Annotated in this window: 15 protein-coding genes; 10 read left to right on the top strand and 5 right to left on the bottom strand. The window is 42.3% G+C overall.

Annotation, left to right across the window (positions count from 1 at the left end; all coding sequences use genetic code 11):
• Positions 1-663: 663 nt before the first annotated feature.
• The 5 genes from AB0756_RS14790 to vapC all read left to right on the top strand — a co-directional run bounded on the left by AB0756_RS14790 (position 664) and on the right by vapC (position 3,580).
• Positions 664-894 carry a hypothetical protein gene (locus AB0756_RS14790; protein ID WP_167844884.1) on the top strand — a complete coding sequence of 77 codons (231 nt, stop codon included), beginning with the start codon at positions 664-666 and terminating at the stop codon, positions 892-894.
• 34 nt (positions 895-928) lie between these two features.
• A complete protein-coding gene (locus AB0756_RS14785; RefSeq protein ID WP_050045131.1) occupies positions 929-2,167 on the top strand; it encodes an RNA-guided endonuclease InsQ/TnpB family protein in 1,239 nt (412 codons plus the stop codon).
• Positions 2,168-2,206: 39 nt separating this feature from the next.
• A complete protein-coding gene (locus AB0756_RS14780; protein WP_050046207.1) occupies positions 2,207-2,584 on the top strand; it encodes a hypothetical protein in 378 nt (125 codons plus the stop codon).
• A 333-nt stretch (positions 2,585-2,917) separates the two neighbouring features.
• On the top strand, positions 2,918-3,169 hold the full coding sequence (locus AB0756_RS14775) for a hypothetical protein (protein ID WP_038090165.1): 252 nt from the start codon (positions 2,918-2,920) through the stop codon (positions 3,167-3,169).
• On the top strand, positions 3,170-3,580 hold the full coding sequence (vapC, locus tag AB0756_RS14770) for a type II toxin-antitoxin system tRNA(fMet)-specific endonuclease VapC (protein WP_038090137.1): 411 nt from the start codon (positions 3,170-3,172) through the stop codon (positions 3,578-3,580).
• A gap of 250 nt (positions 3,581-3,830) precedes the next feature.
• On the opposite strand, the gene AB0756_RS14765 is transcribed toward vapC, so the two are convergent.
• A complete protein-coding gene (locus AB0756_RS14765; protein WP_153021510.1) occupies positions 3,831-4,004 on the bottom strand; it encodes a hypothetical protein in 174 nt (57 codons plus the stop codon).
• A gap of 178 nt (positions 4,005-4,182) precedes the next feature.
• Here AB0756_RS14765 and AB0756_RS14760 point away from each other — a divergent pair, with 178 nt between their 5' ends.
• The gene (locus AB0756_RS14760) at positions 4,183-4,665 is read left to right on the top strand and encodes a cupin domain-containing protein (RefSeq protein WP_038090131.1); all 483 of its coding nucleotides are present in this window, start codon (positions 4,183-4,185) and stop codon (positions 4,663-4,665) included.
• Positions 4,666-4,779: 114 nt separating this feature from the next.
• A complete protein-coding gene (locus AB0756_RS14755) occupies positions 4,780-5,811 on the top strand; it encodes a diacylglycerol/lipid kinase family protein (RefSeq protein WP_237266108.1) in 1,032 nt (343 codons plus the stop codon).
• A 102-nt stretch (positions 5,812-5,913) separates the two neighbouring features.
• On the opposite strand, the gene AB0756_RS14750 is transcribed toward AB0756_RS14755, so the two are convergent.
• The 3 genes from AB0756_RS14750 to AB0756_RS14740 form a co-directional block, all read right to left on the bottom strand.
• Positions 5,914-7,557 (bottom strand): peroxidase family protein, encoded by a 1,644-nt coding sequence (locus AB0756_RS14750; protein ID WP_050046210.1) that lies wholly within the window; start codon positions 7,555-7,557, stop codon positions 5,914-5,916.
• Positions 7,558-8,041: 484 nt separating this feature from the next.
• Positions 8,042-9,388, bottom strand: a complete 1,347-nt coding sequence (locus AB0756_RS14745; protein WP_038090124.1) for a pyridoxal phosphate-dependent decarboxylase family protein — start codon at positions 9,386-9,388, stop codon at positions 8,042-8,044.
• Between the two features lie 70 nt (positions 9,389-9,458).
• Entirely contained in the window at positions 9,459-10,658 is a 1,200-nt protein-coding gene (locus AB0756_RS14740) for an FAD-dependent monooxygenase (protein ID WP_038090121.1), read from the bottom strand.
• 121 nt (positions 10,659-10,779) lie between these two features.
• Here AB0756_RS14740 and bla point away from each other — a divergent pair, with 121 nt between their 5' ends.
• Positions 10,780-11,817, top strand: a complete 1,038-nt coding sequence (gene bla, locus AB0756_RS14735; RefSeq protein WP_038090118.1) for a class A beta-lactamase — start codon at positions 10,780-10,782, stop codon at positions 11,815-11,817.
• Positions 11,818-12,026: 209 nt separating this feature from the next.
• On the opposite strand, the gene AB0756_RS14730 is transcribed toward bla, so the two are convergent.
• Entirely contained in the window at positions 12,027-12,941 is a 915-nt protein-coding gene (locus AB0756_RS14730) for a mannose-binding lectin (protein WP_082051784.1), read from the bottom strand.
• 753 nt (positions 12,942-13,694) lie between these two features.
• Here AB0756_RS14730 and AB0756_RS14725 point away from each other — a divergent pair.
• The gene (locus tag AB0756_RS14725; protein ID WP_038090116.1) at positions 13,695-15,503 is read left to right on the top strand and encodes a diguanylate cyclase domain-containing protein; all 1,809 of its coding nucleotides are present in this window, start codon (positions 13,695-13,697) and stop codon (positions 15,501-15,503) included.
• 273 nt (positions 15,504-15,776) lie between these two features.
• The gene (locus AB0756_RS14720) at positions 15,777-21,236 is read left to right on the top strand and encodes an ATP-binding sensor histidine kinase (protein ID WP_038090157.1); all 5,460 of its coding nucleotides are present in this window, start codon (positions 15,777-15,779) and stop codon (positions 21,234-21,236) included.
• Positions 21,237-21,442 lie beyond the last annotated feature (206 nt).

The following is a 21,442-nucleotide window of genomic DNA, read 5'->3' as shown; positions in this document are numbered from 1 at the left end:
AAGTCTTATTGCATAAAGATTTTATTGAGAGTTGTAGTAGCTCAATGCATGAAATCGCATTCGTCACCTCTTAACGAAAAAATCAAGGGTTTCAGCGCATGAAACGTAAATGTAGTATTTATGTAGTACTAATACCTGGTTTTCTGTTCCAATGATACTTGTACCCCCATTCTCATGCGTCGAGGGCGGTAGATTATAAGAATGTTTTTGAGGTGCAAAACCAATTGGGGCATAACAAAACAGATGCCACGAAACTATACGTCCGCACGAAAAAAGACGCGGGCACTGGTACGGTGTTACCGAGGTTCCGATCTAACAAAAACAAAAAAACACTCCTCGCCAATAATTTAGGGGTCACGCCGACAAGGGTGACCGTCGCTTCCTAGTTGTTGTAAGTTGACATAAACATTACTAATTATTCTAATTTTCCGAAATCATTCGATTAGGCATGGTAGTTATTATGAGAATAAACGACTATAAATAACTTCTATAACTAGCTACGGGGACATACCCAACTTTAAAGCCCAGTCGCAATTGACCGGGCTTTTGGCATAGAAAAGTAGTTGTATAATCCCAAGTAAAGAAGCTAAGAAAGATGAATGCGAATCCTTATCTTCAAGCTGTGGTGGAAGCCCCATACTACGAGGATAAACCATTATTTCCGTGGGCTATTGCGGACTACAAGTCGTTCGAGTTTATTCGATTGTCTGGCAAGATGACGGACCGGGAGGTCGGTTTGGTCTTCGCTCAACTAATCCAGTACAACGATTTAGAATGCGAGGGGAACGCGAACAATGTGTTACACCGAGTCATTCAAGCTACAAGTTTGGTTTTACCAAAAAACTGGGTTTAAAGCCCCGTCCTTCAAGGACGGCTTTACATTATTTTATCTAGCAATATAGCAGATAAAATATGTTATAATCAGGACATGATAGTAAGAGAAGCCAAGCTAAAAAACGGAACCAAAGAGCAATACTTAGCCCTTGATGAGGCTATCAGAACAACGCAGTTTATTAGAAATAAAGCTGTACGGTTTTGGATGGACAATAAAGGAGTTAGTAAAGCTATTTTGTACAACTTATGCAAAGATTTGGCAGCAGAGTTTCCTTTCGCAAAGAAGTTAAACTCTGCTGCTAGACAAGCTAGTGCTGAACGGGCTTGGGCTGCTATCTCTACGTTTTATTCACGATGCAAAAAAGGTTCGGGGAAGAAAGGCTATCCAAAATTCAAAAAACATTGCCGCTCGGTAGAGTACAAAGTTTCGGGATGGAAGTTATCAAGTGATTGTAAATCAATCACCTTCACTGACGGCTTTGAGGCTGGAACTTTTTCTATATTTTGCAACAATGAAACTCAAGAAGACTTGCACAGATTAAAGATTAATCGGGTGCGAGTAATTAGAAAAGCAGACGGTTATTATGCTCAGTTTTGCTTTGATGCTGACCGCAAGGAAACAGGAAAATATACGGGTAACGTTGTTGGGTTAGATTTGGGGTTAAAGTTTTTCACCAAAGATCAACACGATAATGCCGTGATATATCCACAATTCTTGCGTTCGTCAGAAAAGCGATTAAAGAAAGCCCAACGCCGTCTGAGTAAGAAATTCGTCAAGGGTGCTAAACCCCAATCAAAAAACTATCACAGACAAAGGAAAAGACTGGGTAAAATCCATCTAAAAATTCAGAGGCAGCGTCAAGACTGGGCAATTAAGCAAGCTCGGTGCGTAGTCCACTCTAACGATGTGGTTGTCTATGAAGATTTAAAGATTGCCAATATGGTAAAAAATCATCAATTGGCTAAGTCCATTTCTGATGCTGGTTGGTATCAATTCACTCAATGGCTAGACTATTATGGCAAGATTTGGGACAAAGCAGTTGTGGCGGTGTCACCTAACTACACATCACAAGATTGTTCTAATTGCGGTCATAGAGTGAAAAAATCTCTCAGTACCAGAACGCATTCCTGTCCTAAGTGCAAAATTGAACTATGCCGAGATACCAATGCGGCTCTGAACATTTTGCAAAAAGGAATGAAGATACTCGGTACTGAGTGGCAACTAAACGGTACTTCTGGGCAAGAAGAATCCGCCTCTTGCGAGGGAAAGCATGGGGAGAAGACCGCCTCTACTATTGAAGGGAAACTCGATATAGCAAGTGGACTTCTGTGAACCATGAACTAGAATCACCGTGGCTTCAGCCCGGTGAGTATGTCAACGGGAGGTCTCCAGGTTAGGACTGCTACCGATAAAGTAATTAACCCAAGTTGCTGTTGTGGACTAGAAACGTGGCGAGACTGGTTGAGGTTTGTGAAGAAAGGTCAATCGCCTTGGCTTGGACACGATCCAAGTCCGTGGGTCGAAAAGGTAGGAGGTTTGGTTCGCGTGTGGTCAGATAAGGGAGCGAAGGCATTTCACATAGACTTTGAGCAATCCAAGTTTGAAGCGGAACTAAGCAAGGTGCAGCAAGACTTGAATGCACTCTTAGAACGGAGCGAGGACTGGGCTAGTAGAGAGGGGTGTTCAGAACCCAGCAAGTTATCCGGCAAGTTCGACGAATGTTTCAATATTTCACGTTGGCAGCGATAGCGAACGAGCAGGTGATAACCTCTTAACTGTACCTTCGCTCCGTACCAAAAGGTTGCATCCGTCCGCCAGGGCTTCTAAATCTTCCCGGCTGGGTCTGACAGCTGTATCTATGACCACGTGTTCAAAGTTGCGGCTGTGTATACTCGCTTGCAATAAATCCACCACTTTAATGGGTTAAGGTTAGATTGCTTGTATGTTGGTTCTTGCTGAGTCATCACTTACATCTTAATGATACTGCACTTTTGGGGATGGCGAAAGTGTTATGCACCATGAAGGGCGGATAGCAAACATTGGCTTCATAATATTATGTAGTATTTCATGGAGAAAAAGACCATGCAAAGTAGAAAATTACGCTCTAATGTGGGTAAAGATGGAATCTTGCATCTTGATATCCCGATTGGTGTAACAGACAAAGAAATAGAAGTTATGGTGATTTATCAGCCAGTAGAACTATCAACACAGGCAGAAACACCAGAAGAGTTGGGATGGCCTGTTGGTTTTTTTGAGCAGACGGCAGGTTCGTTACAGGATGACCCAATAGTAAGATATCCTCAAGGCGAATATGAACAACGGGAGTCACTCTAAGTGATTTATCTGTTAGATACGAATGCTTGCATTGTTTATCTAAATCGCCCTATGTCTGGTGTACGGCAAAGATTACAATCGGTATCACCACAGGATGTGGCAGTGTGTTCAGTTGTGAAAGCTGAACTATTTTATGGTGCGATGAGAAGTAACAATCCCGTACTTACACTTGCTAAACAAGAAGCTTTTTTAAATAATTTTGTCTCCTTGCCTTTTGATGATTTAGCCGCAACAATCTTCAGTAGAATTCGTGCGGAACTGACCAGCTTGGGGACTCCCATTGGTCCGTATGATTTGCAAATTGCTGCTATTGCCTTAGGGCATCAATTAACCCTGGTAACACATAATACTCGAGAGTTTGTCCGAGTGAAAGGGTTACAGATTGAAGATTGGGAAGAAGAGAGTCAATAGCAGTTACCCGCGAGTGACAGTATTTTTTGGCGTGAGTTGCTACGACATTTCCAGTCTAGGGTTTTGGGATAGCAATACCAGTGTCTGTGGCTATCGCCACTTCTAGACGTTGAGCCGAGATCCGACCAAAAACCGACAAGATGGGCTAAAAAGTCTTATCCTGTCTGGGTTGAAAAATTTGCTACATTGAATTCAAAAAGCTGTTATTTACAACGCAAAATCAAGCCTTTTGAGGCCATATTGCAGGAAATTACAAACATCTCGGCTCGATACCGAGTGGGTTCGTTCCGCATGGAGCAAAAGTGCCAGCTTGGGAGTGCTCGAGGCTGGGGTTTTTCCATCGATAGATTCCTGACAAGCGATCGCCTTTGGCGCAAGCTGTACCCAGCTTATCGCGTGGAGCACAAGCTGAAAGAGCGCTCATCGCCAATCCATGCCGAAAGCCCAATTGTGAGAGTGCATAAACAGACTTGGCTGAAACCTATAGAATATTAAAATCGTAAGAGCACCACTTTTTTACCTGATGCTCCACATATATTTTTCGCCATGCCTGTTGAGGAAATTAATATTTATTAAATTACCCCTAACAAAAAACTTTTACTATGAGAAAACTGTCTCTGATTCTCTCCTTAGCTATCCTAGCTTTTGACAGTGTAGTTGTTAACAGCCAAGAAACCTCCTCACCCAATACTTACACTCAATCTGTCACTCGTGAAGTTTTAGCTGATGGCTATCCGACTCAAGATAAAAAGCAAATTCTTGAGCTTGTACGCTATACAATTGCGCCCAGAACAAAACTCCCTACTCATACTCATCCAGGAATGCAGATTGAACGAGTAGAGGCGGGAACTTTAACTTATACTGTAGTTCAAGGAGAAGCTAGAGTAACGAAAGCTAACGGCACAAAATTGCTTCTTCAAAAAGGGAAAACGATACAGCTAACAGTAGGAGATTCTTTGGTTGAACCTGCCGGAATGGTTCATTATGGAGAAAATCAAACAAACAAATCAGTGATTCTGTTGTCTGCTTCTCTATTTAATGCCAATCAACCAAAAGCTATTTTAAGCAATCCTGAAAACAGATGAATTTTAACTTATGTACTTCAAGGTGCTATCAAAGTTTATTTTCTCTGAAAATTCCGGCTGCATCAGCTAGAATCATTGATACAGGTCATCTCACAGAACCCTGGAGTTGGGCAAATGAAACACGCACGTCTAATTATGAATCCAGTGTCTGGAACTGATGAGCCTAATCCCCTGAAATTACCAGATATGCTGGCAGCACTAGAAGCAGAAGGTATTCGGGCGGATCTAGCATTTACCAAACCCGATGAATCTCCGGCGGTCATTGCCCAACGAGTTGTTGAAGAAGGTTACTATGATATGGTCATCGTAGGGGGCGGTGATGGTACGGTCAGCGAAGTCGCAAAAGGATTGCTTCATGCCCCAATTCCACTGGGAATTTTACCTATAGGTACTTATAATAATATTGCTCGAACCCTGAATTTACCAATGGATTTTCTCCAAGCCTGTCAAGTTTTGGGTCGGGGACAAATTAAGAGCATTGATGTTGGACAAGCTAATGACGAGCACTTCTTTTTAGAAGCCGCTGGGGTAGGGCTTGATGCAACTCTATTTCCGATTGGCGAAGAAATCAAGGGTGGAAGATGGGGACGAATGCTTCAAGCTTTTCGCTTAGCCATGGGTTATCAACCGCAAGCTATGAACATTGAGTTAGATCGTCCCATTGGTCAAGCCAGAACTCATCCAGCGCCAACCCCAAGATTTTTAAGACGAAAAATAGCAAGTCGCAACGAATTTCAAATTAAAGCTTTGTTAGTTGTAATTGCAAATACACCTTATTATGGTGCTGCATTTATGGTTGCACCAAATGCGATCGTAGATGATGGTTTGCTCACAGTCACAATTTACCGTCAATTTAGCAAGTGGGAATTGGTTCGTCATTTTTGGTCGATCAGTCGCGGACAGTATCACTACAACCCCAAAATTGAGACTTACCAAGTTGCATCGGTTCGTGTCTCCTCAAATTCCAAATTACCCGTTCATCTTGATGGGCATCAAATTGGTGAAGTTCCGGTAAGGTTGAAAGTACTCAAGCAAGCATTGAAAGTCTTTCTTCCAGATGATGACACGCCAACCTATCAATCTGAAGATGATGCCAATCCACCTGTTGCGCTTCCAGTGGAGTCACAAAAACAAGTGGATGAGTAGATTTTAGATTTCTTCTAGAAAAACAGAAGGGTGGAATTTCATTTTCCCACCCTTCTATTATTAATTATTGCTCGCGATCGCTCGCTGGCTGCTGGTTACCGATCAAACCATCACTCCTGCAAACTTTAGAAGATCGGCGATCTGGCGAATTTCTTTACCATTTGGTAGTTTGACACCTTGGGATGGGTCCCAATCTTGACTCAGAAAAGAGTTATTATCGTTTCTCATCAGACCAATGAAGGTTTCCGCGACAATGCGGCTACCAACTTCACCTAAAGAGTCGCCATTGGCACGAATTTCAGACTCTTTGAGAATGTAATACCATGCTGGAGTCTTTTCTAAGAAAGGTGCGAGGGCTTGATTCATTTGTGGTGAATTCCGGCGTTGAAGTTCTTCAGATGTCAATCTTTTCACACCCAATTTATCAGCTAGACTTTGCCCGGTAGGAATACTGAGGAAGTATCCGCGCAGTAAGTTCCGCTTGGCAAGATGTTTGAGAAGGTCATTGATCGCTTGAGTCTTAGCTGGATCGATTTCATTTTGCATATCTGACAAAAACTTTGTCAAACGCGTATCAATTCTGCGTGCTGAATTTCTACCTCTTATAGAAGCCCTACCTTTGTCAGCAAAGCGGTTCCATTCAATAATCCAGTTAAAGGGTAGAGTAGGATTACCTCCCAAACCTCCTTTTCCTGTAAACAGGAAGAGCAAATCAAATGTTGAATTAGCAACTCGTGATGGAGTGTCTCTGTCTGTAAAATTACGATTGTGGTCATACGCACCACGTATCAAACTATGACCAAATCGATAAGCTGCGACAGAGAATTCAAGGGGCATAAAGAGTTCTCCATTGCGTAGCTTGTAGAATTTCAGTCCACCCGTGAGGATGCTGTCTACTGTCCCCTTGACTGTGAGTGTTTTGAGAAAATCATTAATGACAAGCCATTGGTAATGCCAGCGAACTAACTGCTGCGCTCGGTTAAAAAGAGTTCGATTATCTTTAGCATTTTCAGGTTCGTTAGCTCGTACCCAATCTACAACTGCATTGTGGAACCGTAGAAAGGCAACATGGAACTGTGCCACAATCAGATTCTCATCGTTGCGACTGTCACCAATGATAGCTCTCTTGTTCTCATCGCGTGGCAGATCGCGCATCAAATCGCCTTCTGGCGGAATTTTAACTCCAGGTATACTTGGATCGTCAGTTGCTTGACCCACTTTGAGTTTGACTGGGTCCTTTTCTTGATAAAAATTCTTTGCTTCTGTTGGCTTTTGAGAAGGATCTAGGGTTGGTCCATCACCATAAACACTGTCAAGATCGAATGTCGGTCGGCGCAAATTTTTGAGTTTTTCAATAACAGTACTGGGTGGTAAAGGTTTGAAATCCTCGTTGGTAATGTCAGTTTTTAGATCTTGGGCCGTGCGGTCTGTGTTGGCAGTGATGTCATGGTCAATAAATTGTCCCCAGTAGGTAAAGACTGGAGGTATGGTTGAGCTAATTGGTGCTTGTGGTGGTAGCGGAGCGCTGAAGTCTGTACTGTCAATCATTGCATCGCCCAACGCTTTGAGCTTTGCAATTGTATCTTTGGTATTTGTAGCTGGCAGTAGGCTGTTTGGATCTTTAGCAAGTTCTGGAAAAAGGTAATCAAAATCGGTTTCTACGTCGATCGCCCGCGTCCCAGTTCCTTCAACTTCTTTTTCCTTAATATAACCACCGTGACTAAATTGAAATGGAATGCTTTGCATTATCTTCTCCTCGTTTATGTTTTCTTCTTTAGATGGTTTTGCAGATCGAAGTCGTTAATATTGTTTGAGATTCCCAAACACCCTTGTTTTTGTATAGTTGTCAGTGAAATCAACTTATGCGCTGTTAGCACTCACACTTGGTTGACTGCCTTTTTCTAAGGTGTCAGACAAAACCCTTTTCTGGTATCACCTTCAAGGGTACTTTTAACAATCTGTAATTTTGGTGAGTGCTTGGCGATCGCCCCTGTACAAAAGGTAATGATGATACAGTTTGATTGAATCCGAAAAAAAGCTCTGTAAAATTTAATATTTGGCGGGTACGGAAGTTAGAGTTTAGGAAATGAGGAAGATTTTTATCCTTAAGTGGGAGCGCTCATCGCCTGTGAAGGACTGACTTTGGGATTCTACAATCTAATGTTTTGGCTCTTGTATTATATGACTTTTTTGTCCTCGGTCAGTCCTAGCACAAGTTGCTTTTTTAATACTATTTCTTAGCAATACGCAATATTGCCGCTACACTGCGCTCCACATCAGCATCAGTGGTTGCCCAGGATGATACGCTAATTCGCATGGCTGTGTGTCCCTGCCAAACAGTACTCCCACACCAACAAGTACCATCTGCTTGAATCTCTGCAATGGCACGAAGAGTCGTTTCTGCATCTCCAAAAGATACCAAAACTTGATTCAAAACTACATCATTAAGAATTTGATATCCAGCTGCTTGAATTTCTCTTGCAAAATGTCTCGCATGATGGCAAGTCCGTTCAACAAGATCGGCAACTCCAGAACGACCGAGCGATCGCAGTGCTGCCCAAACTTCAACTCCACGGGCGCGTCTGGAAAATTCTGGTGTGTAGTCAGAGGGATTGCGGCGATCGCTTACAGTTGGTAAATACGAAGCACTAACCGCCATTGCGGCTCTTAACATATCTGCATTGCGAACAAATGCCACCCCGCTATCATAAGGAACATTCAACCACTTGTGAGCATCGGTTGCCCAAGAGTCTGCTTGTTCCACACCAGCTGTCAGATGAGCTAGAGAGGGAGATGCAGCTGCCCAAAGCCCAAACGCACCATCAACGTGTACCCACACTCCCGATTTGCGGGTACGTTCGCAAATCTCCCCTACGGGATCGCATGCACCCGTGTTGACGTTTCCAACTTGGGTACAAACGATCGCGGGACTCGTGACGGATGGGATTGCTTCCGGACGCATCCGCCCTTGAGAGTCTGCGGGTACCTTGACCACTCGATTGCGACCCAATCCCAACAATCCCAATGCTTTGAGCAAACTCGGATGCACTTCTTCGCCAACGACAACTGTAATGGGTGGTGCGCCAAACAACCCATCCGCTTCTACATTCCAACCTACCTGTTCGAGGACAGCGTGACGAGCAGCAGCGAGCGCTGTAAAGTTGGCAACAGTTGCTCCCGTAACGAATGCTCCACCACACTCAGGAGGTAAGTGTAATAAATCCAGAAGCCAGTATAGAGCAACCTGTTCCAAAAAGGCAGTTGCAGGTGTAATGTGAGCTAGCCCGGAATTTTGGTCCCAAGCTCCGGCTAACCAGTTGGCTGCTAGCGTTACGGGGAAAGAACCTCCTGTCACAAAGCCAAAAAAACGAGAACCCGCCATTGCCATCGTTCCAGGGGAACCAAGTTCATCAAGTAACTGTAAAATGAGTTCTGGATCGGCAGAATCTTCAGGTAGTGGCTCATCAAACTGAATCAGCTTAGCGATCGCGTCTGCTGATGGAGCAACTTTACGGTTTTCTAAGGATTCAAGATAACGAATTGCAAGGTTAGAAGTTGTTTCCAAAAGTTTCCGCATTGTTGAAGTTTATATTAAAGTGGCAAAATTATTCTTACCGAGCGCGGACATAAATTTCGATGTCATTCCCTCAAACAGTTAATTTTACCTGCTCGATGCCTTGACGCAACTCGCGCTGTCGCTTGAGCCAAGACTGTCGAACACCGTTGCGAATAACAGGAGCAAATTGACTCGCCCCCCATCTTAAGAATGCACTTTTCCCCAGTCGTTCTGCAAGAGATGCTTCCTCACTTTGAAGTTGCTGTGCTCTTATAATCTCCGATTCTCGCTCGGCTTGAATCTGTGGCAGTGCGGCATCAATTGCTTCATCTCCGGCTTTTGAAAGCAACAGGGGAACGAGATGATTTGCTGTAACGATCGCATCTCGTAATGCCATATTGATTCCTTGGGCGCGGATAGGTGACATGGGATGAGCAGCATCTCCTAAAAGGACTAATCCCGGTACATACCAGCGCGGACAGCGCCCAACCACAACAGATAGCAACACGGGTCGCTCAATGGTGTGAGCATTTTGCTGGAAATGCTCTGCCAACCATGGGGGTGATGCGGAAGCAAGCTTGACAGACCAATCGATGTGTTTCCAGTCTTGAGAGTCACCTTCGTGAAGCGCCCAGCCTACTTGAAGATTGCCTTCTGAGGAACGGAACAACCCAAATGCGTTTTTGTCCCGAACAATTGAATAAAAGATGTTTTTGGTTTCAAAGCGCGGGCTATCTGCCAATTTAAACCATAGAATGTTAAAGCTTTGAGATTGTTGCTCTAGCTCCAATTTGGCGCAACTGCGAACGGTGGAATTCCGACCATCTGCTCCAATGACTAAATCGGCAAAAAACGAGCGATCGTCACTCAGTTTTACACCCGAAACTCGTTTGTCGCTCCAATGTAAATCCCTGACGGTTGAACCCCGGACAAATTCAAAATGGGGGTAGGTGCTGGCAAGATTAATTAATGTTTCAAGGAAAGCAGGCTGTGAAACAAGGGTACAAGGCTTACTACCAGGTTCTAGTGGTTCATTCACTCGAAATAGGGTGCGGTTGTTGATGGAGAATTCCCAACCATCTAAGGGGCGATGGGGAATGGACTCCAGTACGGATAGTAACTCCATTTGTTCTAAGGCATCAAGTCCACTAGGCATCAGTCCTTCACCGCGAAAGGCTCTTTGGAAGTTACGGGATGCTTCAATGAGCTTGACTGCAATGCCTCGTTTTACTAAAAGGAGTGCAAGTGTTGCACCAGTAGGTCCTGCGCCAACAATGACAACTTGATTCATCCAGATTACTCCACTCCGCGCTATCTTAATTTTACAGTAGTTTTCAATTCAGCATTTTTGAATTTGCTTTAACACTGAATTATTTTTGAGATTATATTTAGCCAATCGACCAATTAAGAAAATGTTTATAAAGTCTGTTTCAGTTTTTGTACATCGTTTTTTACTTTCTTTAGCAGTAATGCTGCTAGTGTCCGTGTTGTTACCACTTCAAGCGCGGGAATCTTTTGTCACTACAGCACAGATGAATACGACATTGTTAAATACTATTGATGTCTCAGCCGCTCAAGGTAATGTTGGGATTGGGGTTTTAGACCTAAACACTGGTAAAAGTTGGTTTCGTAATGGCAAGCAGCGCTTTCCCATGCAAAGTGTTTACAAAGTGCCGATCGCAATTGCTGTTTTAAAGCGAGTGGATGAGGGTAAGCTTGGGCTCAACCAATCCGTGACTGTGACCCGTCAGGATTTTGCACCAGGATGGAGTCCAATGGCTCAAGAGTTTAAAGGTAACAGCCAAAAATTTACGGTTCAAGACCTTCTCGAACGTTCTGTTGGAATAAGTGACAATACGGCTGCTGACGTTTTGGTGCGATTGGTGGGTGGAACCGGACAAGTTAACGCGATTTTAAGTAGGCTGAAAATTCGTGATGTCCGTGTAGATAGATTAGAGAGGCAATTACAGTCTGATTGTGTGGGGCTGACCAAGTTTCGCCCGGAATTGGCTGATGAAAAAAAATGGTCTGAAGCTGTACAAAAAATTCCAGATAGTGTTAAGAAATCGGCAATAGAAAAATATCTTACAGATCCGCGAGACACTGCCACTCCTGAAGGGATAATTGATCTTTTGGTTAAGTTACAATCCAATCAGTTATTATCTAAAAAATCGACTGCTTTATTACTTAAAATAATGACTGATTCTCCAACAGGTGCAAAGCGTCTGAAAGCAGGGCTACCTAATAACTGGTCTATTGCACACAAAACTGGTAGCGGTCCTGATGTTTTGGGAATTGGAACTGCGACCAATGATGTTGGTGTCATCAGTTCGTCAAATGGAAAACGAGTGGCGATCGCTGTATTTATAGCTGGTTCTAAAGCCCCTGTAGAAGCTCGGGAAAAAGTGATGTCTGACGTTGCTTCAGCAGTTGTAAAAGCAGTGGAGTAAGCAGCACAAAGCTCATATCAGTTTAGTATTCCGTGTTTCAACCTAAGGTGGTGTACAGACCTTTAGAAAAGAGATGAAACATCGTGAAAAGGAAGAATTAGAATTAAGTTCTCCCCTTTTTTAAGGGGGGTTAGGGGGGATCGAAACCGTAAGAATGCACTTTAGAAGACTTGCGTACACCACCGTAGGTATTTCAACTCGGGTATATGTTAAGAATATCGCAAAACTCCATTATCATTAGAAATTCCCCGAATCGCAATTGATGTATAGTTATACGTGCCATCCATTCTGCGACAATATGCTGTTAAGATATCTCCAGCAATAGTTATGTTCTCACAGGACTCTTGATAACTACTATTGGTTGTAGGGTCGCTATCATAGCGCAAAACTCCATTATCGTTGCAGATTCCCCGAATCAAAATTGATGTATGGTTATATGTACCATCCATTCTGCGACAATATGCTGTTAAGATATCTCCAGCAACGCTCATATTTTCACAGGACTCTTGATAACTGCTAGGAGCAAGCTGTACGGGTTTATCTTTAGTTTTTGTTTTAAGAACTGGAATTTGCCCGGAAGAAGTATGTTCTAGTTGAACCGCAACCTTACCTTCCTCAAAAGCCCTTTGAAACACATCAAGATTATCTGAAGTGGCGTAGCCCAATCCATCGTAAAAACCAATTGCAAATGCGATCGCAGCTTTGTCCCCAATCGGCTGATTCATTCCAATCGCATAATTAATGTATTCACCAATTGCAGTCGCTGGCTTGACAGAATGACAGGCGTTAAGTAACACGCATTCTACATAATTTGCGTGCAATTGAAACAATGATGCCAGTCCTTCTGCGGGGACTGGCTTATTTTCTTCCGCATCGTCTTCTAACAGCAAGCTACCATCTTCTAGCCCGTGTCCGCAAAAGTGAACAATTTGGGGCTTTTCCTCTGCAAGAGCACGGCGAATATCCTGAGGGCGGACAGCAGTTCTGAGCGTAACCTTAAATAAATTCCGTTTTGTAGCGCGGCGAATAGCTTCTTCAATTGAGCGAATTTCTCGATCCAAACGCAATCCATGAGGAATTGCAGCCAGAATTAGGATTGTTTTCACACCCGTGCTGTCACTCATAAGTTGTGTATGAAGCAGGTATTAAGGTTGACGCTTTGATAAAATCAATTTACAGCTTTATTATAGATGAGTCAATTCAGCTATCTTCGATTCTTAAACCTATAAAATGCAGCAAGTAGCCGCTCACATTGGCTTCTTTGTGAAGCAGTTTGAGCAGCTACCCAAAGTTTAGGTGGAGTGGCTGGTGTTGCAATCGCCGCTCAAATATATCTTCAAGCAGATAGCCCGTTCTTTTCTTCGCATTACCCATTGAATTTAAACTCCAAATCCGAGGGATGTACGAACCAGGTGGGAATCATCAGTAATTATCCCTGTTTTCGTATATAAACACACAGATAATTAACATATTTTCTAAAACTAGAGTGATAAAGTACTAAATACCTACTCCTGAGATAAATATGACTCAACAGTTTTCTCCTGACAAAGTCAATTTTATTGATTTAAGTCTAATTAATAATAATAACCACACCCTACTTCAAGAAATGGAACGATCGCATTTAGAGCCATGAATACTTTGTGTATGACTGCAATCTTTTTCTCTGTTTTTGACCATCAAGATTCAGTAATTCAGTACTACTCCTGTTGTAAGAGTGACTCTTAATTGTCACTTTTAATTACACCCTTCTACCAGAAGGATTGGTTGCAGAGTTAGAGTTAGAGAAAACTTTGACAAAATGCATTCAAGCTAAGAAAAATTAGTTGCTACAGCATTGTAGCTGTTTACATTCATAAGTAATTATAATAATCTTTACCATGTTAAAACAAGCTTTATCTGCTATTAAGAAAGTCTCCGCTCGTCTACTCTGTCAGCTTTTAGGACAGCCTAGTATTAGTCATTTAGAAACTCAACTGCAAACTCAACAGGTTCAAATTCAGCAGTTAGAAGAGCAAGAAAGAGCACTTTACCGAGTTATTAGTAAAATCCGAGCTTCTCTGGAGTTAGAAACAATCTTTCGTACAGCCACTAAAGAAACTTGCAAGTTACTCCGCATCGAGCGAATTGCCGTATACCGTTTCCATGAAAACTGGGGTGGAGAATTTGTCAGCGACTTTGAGTTTGCAGAGCCTGGATGGGATGATGTAGAAACATTAGGAAAAAATACGATTTGGAACGATTCTTATTTACAAGAATATCAAGGAGGACGGTATCGTAATAATGAAACCCTAGCTGTTTCAGATATTTACTCAACAGGCTTTTCTCAATGCCATTTAGAAATTTTAGAACAGTTTCATATTCGAGCTTATGCAACAGCACCAATTTTTGTTGGAAAAAAACTGTGGGGAATACTTGCTGCTTATCAGCACTCACAGCCACATGAATGGAAAAAATTAGAAATTCAGTTTCTCTCTCAAATTGCAACACAGTTAGGGTTTGCAGTGAAACAAGCAGAATTTTTAGCTCAAGCAGAACAAAAAGCAGCAGAACTGCATAAAGCAAATCAGCAGCAGGAGATTTTGTTTAATTTAGTTGCTGAAATTCGTGAATCTCTTAATCTAGACACCTTGTTTAAAACGACTGTACGAGAAATTCGTAAAGCTCTCCGTAGCGATCGCGTCGGGATTTTTCAATTCGATCTTGAATCGAACTATACCTCTGGTGCATTTGTTTCCGAGAATGTTTTGCCTGACTACGATTCTACGCTCGCTACAAAGGTGAAGGATCATTGTTTTGGTGAAAAATATGCCGATGCTTATCACCAAGGGCGCATACAGGTATTATCAGATGTTTATAAATCCGGGCTAAAAGATTGTCACCTTCGCGTGTTAGAGCAATTTCAAATCAAGGCACAAATTATTGTACCCCTTATGAAGGGTAAAACTTTATGGGGATTACTATGCGTTCATCAATGCCGTTCTCCGCGAGAGTGGACCACATCGGAAATTCAATTTATCCGACAGTTAGCAGCTCAGTTTAATGTGGCTCTAGAACATTCAGAATTATTAGAGCAATCTCGCTCTCAAGCTCGTCAACTTGAGAGGGCAAATCAAGCTTTAGAACTTGCAAATTCTCAGTTAGAAAAACTGAGTAAGTTAGATGCTTTAACTAAAATAGCAAATCGTCGTTGTTTTGATGAATTTTTAGAGCAAGAATGGAACCGACTCACAGGAACTGAGAACTATTTATCTTTAATTCTATTTGATATTGATTATTTTAAGGATTATAATGATTGTTACGGACACCTAGTTGGAGATGAATGCTTAATACAAGTTGCTCGTGCAGCAAAATCTGTATTAAAGCGTCCTACAGATCTACTTGCTCGTTATGGTGGTGAAGAATTTATTGTGGTTTTGCCAAATACCAACAAATCAGGTGCTATTAAAGTCACTCAGTTGATTCAAAGATCTATTCAAAAATTAAATATTCCACATACGAGAAAAAATGATTGTCAATCTATTGTGACCGTCAGTTTAGGTGTTGCAATTCAAAGACCAACATCTCAAAGTTCCGCTCAAAGCTTGATTGATGCAGCCGATAAAGCTTTGTACAAAGCTAAAGAAGAAGGACGCAATCGGTGGGTTTGTGCTACAAAAGTTTATCCCCAACAATACAGACAACTTTAACAATTTCTTCAAGGAAACCCTACGCGAATAACGGGGGGCTTAAGGGGAATGGCACTAAGAAATAGTAGAAGCCTAGCGACACGGGGACTTGGAGACGCGGGGACGCGGAGAGACTCAATTAAGGAGGGGAAAAGGAGAAATAAGGAGCTTACCGCAGATGTTATAACTTTGTAAAGCACAGAGTTCGACGTTTCTATTCAATGAGTTAGAAACGGCTAAGATTTGGGAAACATACTGTAAATGAAGCAGTTTTATTGTCTCAAGGTGACTGAAATGACTACAGCAGTTGAGCCACTGACCAAGATTCTGGGTTATAGAATTAGCGAGCGACTGTATGCAGGCTCTAGAACCCTAGTTTATCGCGCAATCCGCGAGGTCGATCGATTGCCAGTAGTCATCAAGATACTCAAGCAGGAGTATCCTACATTCAATGAATTGCTGCAATTCCGCAATCAGTACACCATTGCCAAAAATCTTGACTTCGGGGGTATTGTTCGTCTTTACAGCTTAGAACCTTACCACAACAGCTATGTATTGGTGATGGAGGACTTTGGTGGTATCTCGTTACGAGAGTGGATACACAAAGAAATCAACAGCAACTGCGCTTGCGAAGGGAGTGCTCTGCGCTATCACCCTTTGGGTAGCTCCCTTTATAAGTATCCCTTGAAAGTGTTTTTGGACATTGCGATCGCCCTAGCAACAATTCTTGATGCACTTTACCGCCACCGGATCGTCCACAAAGACATTAAGCCTGCCAATATTTTAATTAACCCAGAAACCCAGCAGGTAAAGTTAATTGACTTCAGCCTTGCTTCCCTACTTTCTAAAGAAACCCAAGAAATTTACAGTCCTAATGTTTTGGAAGGTACTCTCGCCTATTTGTCACCAGAACAAACCGGACGGATGAACCGAGGAATTGATTACCGTAGTGATTTCTACTCTTTAGGTATTACTTTCTTTGAACTTCTTACCGGACAATTGCCTTTCCAATCTAACGATTTGATGGAAGTCGTTCACTGTCACATCGCCAAACAACCTCCTAGTGTTGACAGCTTGAATCCTCATATTCCCCCGGTGCTATCTCATATCATCAGCAAACTGATGGCAAAAAATGCTGAAGACCGCTATCAGAGCGCTTTAGGGTTGAAACACGATCTAGAGATATGTCTGAACCAACTGCTAACCACCGGGCAGATCGATCGGTTTGAAATTGGACAACGAGATGTGTGCGATCGCTTCATCATCTCAGAAAAGCTCTACGGTCGTTATAACGAAGTAGCAAGTTTACTAGCAGCTTTTGACCGAGTTTCTCAAGCAGGTAGCGAACTCATGCTAGTGGCAGGTTTTTCCGGTATCGGCAAAACTGCTGTAGTTAACGAAATCCACAAACCAATTGTGCGGCAACGGGGTTACTTTATTAAAGGTAAATTTGACCAGTTTCAACGCAACATTCCCCTATCTGCTTTTTTACAAGCATTTCGCGATCTCATCGGGCAATTACTCACTGAAACTGATACACAATTAGCTCGATGGAAGAACAAAATTCTCTCAGCTTTGGGAGAAAACGCTCAAGTCATTATTGAAATGCTCCCAGAACTCGAGCGCATAATTGGTCAACAACCTTCTGTTCCCGAACTCTCAGGTAGTGCTGCTCAAAACCGCTTCAACATCCTATTTCAAAAATTTATCCAAGTGTTTGCTACAAAAGATCATCCTCTGACGATCTTTATCGATGACTTGCAGTGGGCAGATTCTGCTTCCCTCAAGTTTATGCAACTGTTAGTGAGTGAAATAGAGAGCCGCTACCTCTTATTAATTGGGGCTTACCGAGATAACGAAGTCTCTGCAACGCATCCACTGATGCTGACACTTCAAGAAATTGAGAAATTAAAGGTTAAAGTCAATACTGTTACTCTTGCTCCTCTAGATCGATCCTCAGTGAATCAGTTAGTTGCTGATACATTCAGTTGTTCGCTGGATCTCGCCTTACCATTAACAGAGTTAATATTTAGCAAAACGCTGGGAAATCCATTCTTCACGACTCAGTTTCTCAAAGCACTCTATGAAGATCGATTGATTGCATTCAATTTTCATGGTGGTTACTGGGAGTGTGACATTGCACAGGTTCGCTCCCTTACCCTAAACGATGATATTGTAGAATTTATGGTAGTTCAAATCCAGAAGTTACCCCAAGCCACTCAAGAAGTGTTGCAGTTAGCCGCTTGTATTGGTAACTCTTTTGATTTAGAAACGCTAGCCATCGTTTATGAAAAATCCCAAACTCAAACTGCCAACCATCTGTGGAGGGCTTTGAAAGATGGGTTGATTTTACCGCAGAATGATGTTTATAAGTTTTTTCAACAAGAAATATTTTTGAGCGATCGCGAGCCATTGGTAAACGGTCAACTAGGAAAAATAACCACCAGCTATAAATTTCTGCACGATCGCGTCCAGCAAGCCGCTTATTCTTTGATCCCTCAAAATCAAAAGCAAACGACTCACCTTAAAATTGGGCGACGGTTGTTAGAAAACACATCACCAGCAGACCAGCATGAGAAAATTTTTAATATTATCAACCATCTCAACCTGGGTGTTGAAGCGATCGAGCTTCCTCACGAACGAGAGCAATTAGCAAATCTTAATTTGGTAGCGGGTCTTCAGGCAAAATCTGCAACAGCATATGAAGCGGCACTGAGATATTTGAGTACAGGTATAATGTTCCTAGAACCCCATAGCTGGCAAAATCAGTATGATTTAACACTGAATTTGTACTTAGCAGCAGCAGAAGCAGAATACCTGAATACGAACTACGAGCAAGCAGATCGGCAAATAGAAACGCTTCTGGAAAATGTCAGGGATACATTACAAAAAGCGAGAGTTTACGAAATCAAAATTCAATCTTTAATTTCTCAGTCTCAGATGCAGTCAGCGCTAGATATAGCGTTAGAGGTCTTGCAGATGTTAGGTATCAGTTTAGAGAACGAGGCGATCGCCATCTCAGAGATTGAAGCATTAATCGACCTACCAGAAATGACTGACTTGGATAAACTAGCAGCACAGGGAATTTTGATGACCGTTGCTCCTGCGGTTTTCCTTGCGAATCCCCAAATGTATCCACTCATTGTCTTTACAATGGTCAATTTGTGCATTAGATATGGCAATTCTAGCTTTGCAGCTTATGCATATGTCATCTATGGATTATTTCTCTGTGGTGGAGGGGATATTGAGTCTGGCTATAAGTTTGGTCAGCTCGCGATCGAGTTGTTAGACCGCTTTGATAGCAGGAAGCTTAAATCTAAAGTTTACTTGATGTTTCACAGCAATATTCGCCAATGGAAAGAACACTTTCAAGCTAGCTTGATACCTTTGCAGGAAGCATTTCATATTGGTTTGGAAACTGGAGATTTAGAATTTGCTTGCTACAGTGCTATGACATATTGTGATTTTTCTTTTCACACTGACTCAGAGCTAGAAACAGTACTCTACAAGCAGACTCAGTATCTAGAAATTACGCAAAATTTAAAACAAGAGTATCAACAAATTCACATTCAAATAAGCAGGCAATTTCTATTAAATTTAAGCGATCGCGCAATAGATAAGTTACGTTTGGTTGGTGATAGTTGTAATGAAACCGAAATGTTACCAATCTGGACTAAATATGAGGTAGGCTTCATCTTATTTATTGTATATTTATACAAACTCATTCTTACCTATTTCTTTGAAGCTTATGGTGATGCAGTGGAAAATCTGCGACTAGCAGAACCATACCAAAACGGTGCTAGAACCACAATTCATATTGCGGAGTATAATCTGTATTCATCTCTAGCGCTCTTGGCGCATTATCTGGATGTATCAGCGTCCGAACAGCAGCAGTATCTCCAACAGGTCGCTGAAAACCAAGCACAGATGCACCTGTGGTTAACTTACGCCCCAATGAACTATCAACATATGTGGTGTTTGGTCGAAGCAGAAAGAAACCGGGTGCTGGGTAACAGAGCCGTCGCCATCGAAATGTATGACCAAGCTATAGAGAGGGCGAAACAGCAGGGCTACATTCAGCAAGAAGCGATCGCAAACGAACTCGCTGCCAAGTTTTATCTTCACTGGGGCAAACAGCAAATCGCACAAAACTACATGATTGAATCCTATTACTGCTATACTCGTTGGGGAGCTAAAGCTAAAGTTGCCGATTTAGAAACTTGTTATCCCCAACTTTTAGCCCCTATCCTCGAACAAATGCCTTTCGCTTTCTCTACTAGTGAAACCATCGTTGTACCCGGTCGGATAAGTTCTCACAATTCTGCCTCTTCAGGTAATAATACTGCCTCAGTTGCTTTAGATTTAGCAGTGATTCTCAAGGCTTATCAAACCCTTTCTAGTGAAATTGAATTAGAAAAACTTGTCTCTACCTTGCTGCACGTCGCCCTGGAAAATGCAGGAGCTGATAAGTGTGTGTTGCTGCTGTCTGAGAACGGTCATTTGTTAGTACAAGCGATCGCCAATATAGAGAATTCCTCAACACTACTCCACCCACAACCGATAGAAGAATGTTTAGAAGTACCGTTGAGTCCAATCAATACTGTTAAACGCAGTTTACAACCATTAGTAATTTTAGATGCAACTGTACATCCTAGATTTACTCATGACCCATACATTCAGCAGCACCAGCCCAGGAGTATTTTGTGCAGCCCTATTTTGCATCAAGGAAAATTGTTGGGTATTTTGTATCTAGAAAACAATCATTCTATTGGAGCGTTTACCGACGATCGCGTTGATATCCTCAATCTCCTTTGCACTCAAGCAGCAATTTCTTTGGAAAATGCTCGTTTGTATCAAAAATCACTGCACTACGGTCAACAGTTAGAGCGATCGCTGCAAGAGATGCAGCAGATGCAGCTGCAATTGGTACAGAGTGAAAAAATGTCAGCTTTGGGAAATTTAGTGGCTGGTGTTGCTCATGAAATCAACAATCCTGTCGGTTTCATTTCTGGGAACATCGAACCAGCTAAAGATTATGTTCGAGATTTGTTGGATTTAATCACTCTTTACCAAGAAAAGCTTCCCAATCCTGACACAGAAATTGAAGATAAAATTGAAGAGATCGACTTGGAATACATACGTGAGGATTTACCCCAGTTGCTCGAGTCCATGAGCTTGGGAGCTAATCGCATTCGCAGTATTAGCACCAGTTTGCGAACCTTCTCTAGAACCGATAAAGATTGCAAAGCACCCTTCAACATTCATGATGGTATTGACAGCACAGTTTTAATTCTCAGACACCGTTTGAAAGCTAACGAATGCCGTCCCGCAATTGAGGTGATTAAAAATTATGGTGAAATCCCTCTAGTAGACTGCTTTGCCGGACAACTCAACCAAGTCTTTATGAATTTGTTAGCAAATGCCATTGACGCCCTAGAAGAATCTAATTTAGGGAAGAGTATGACAGAGATCGCCGCCAAACCCAATCGCATTACAATAAAAACCCATGTAGCTGAATCAGGTCAGCATATTGTGATTCGGATTGCTGATAACGGAGTGGGAATGTCCCAGGAAGTGAAGCAGAAGGTATTTGACCATTTGTTCACCACGAAAGCCGTTGGTAAAGGAACAGGATTGGGATTGGCGATCGCACGTCAAATTGTAGTAGAAGCTCATGGAGGCACAATTGACGTAGATGTTATTCCGCAAGAGAAGACAGAGTTTGTAGTCACGCTGCCGATTGTTGAGGCATAAATATCACCTCCGAATAAAGATTTATCCTTAAGGCAGCAGAAGCGGCGAATCTTTGAGTTTTTGGACAGAGAGATTAGTGCCTTCCCGCTCGAAGATTTCTTAATTAAATGAACCGCAGAGGCGCAGAGGACACAGAGGAAAGAGGAGAAGAAGATCGGTAGTCTTATGGCGGAAAGGGAGTAATAATAGATTGCAGAAAATAAACT

It is taken from the genome of Tolypothrix campylonemoides VB511288_2 (genome assembly GCF_045999855.1).
In the GTDB taxonomy this organism is placed as follows: Bacteria; Cyanobacteriota; Cyanobacteriia; order Cyanobacteriales; family Nostocaceae; genus Scytonema; species Scytonema bouteillei_A.
This window is presented reverse-complemented; position numbering and strand designations above follow the sequence as displayed.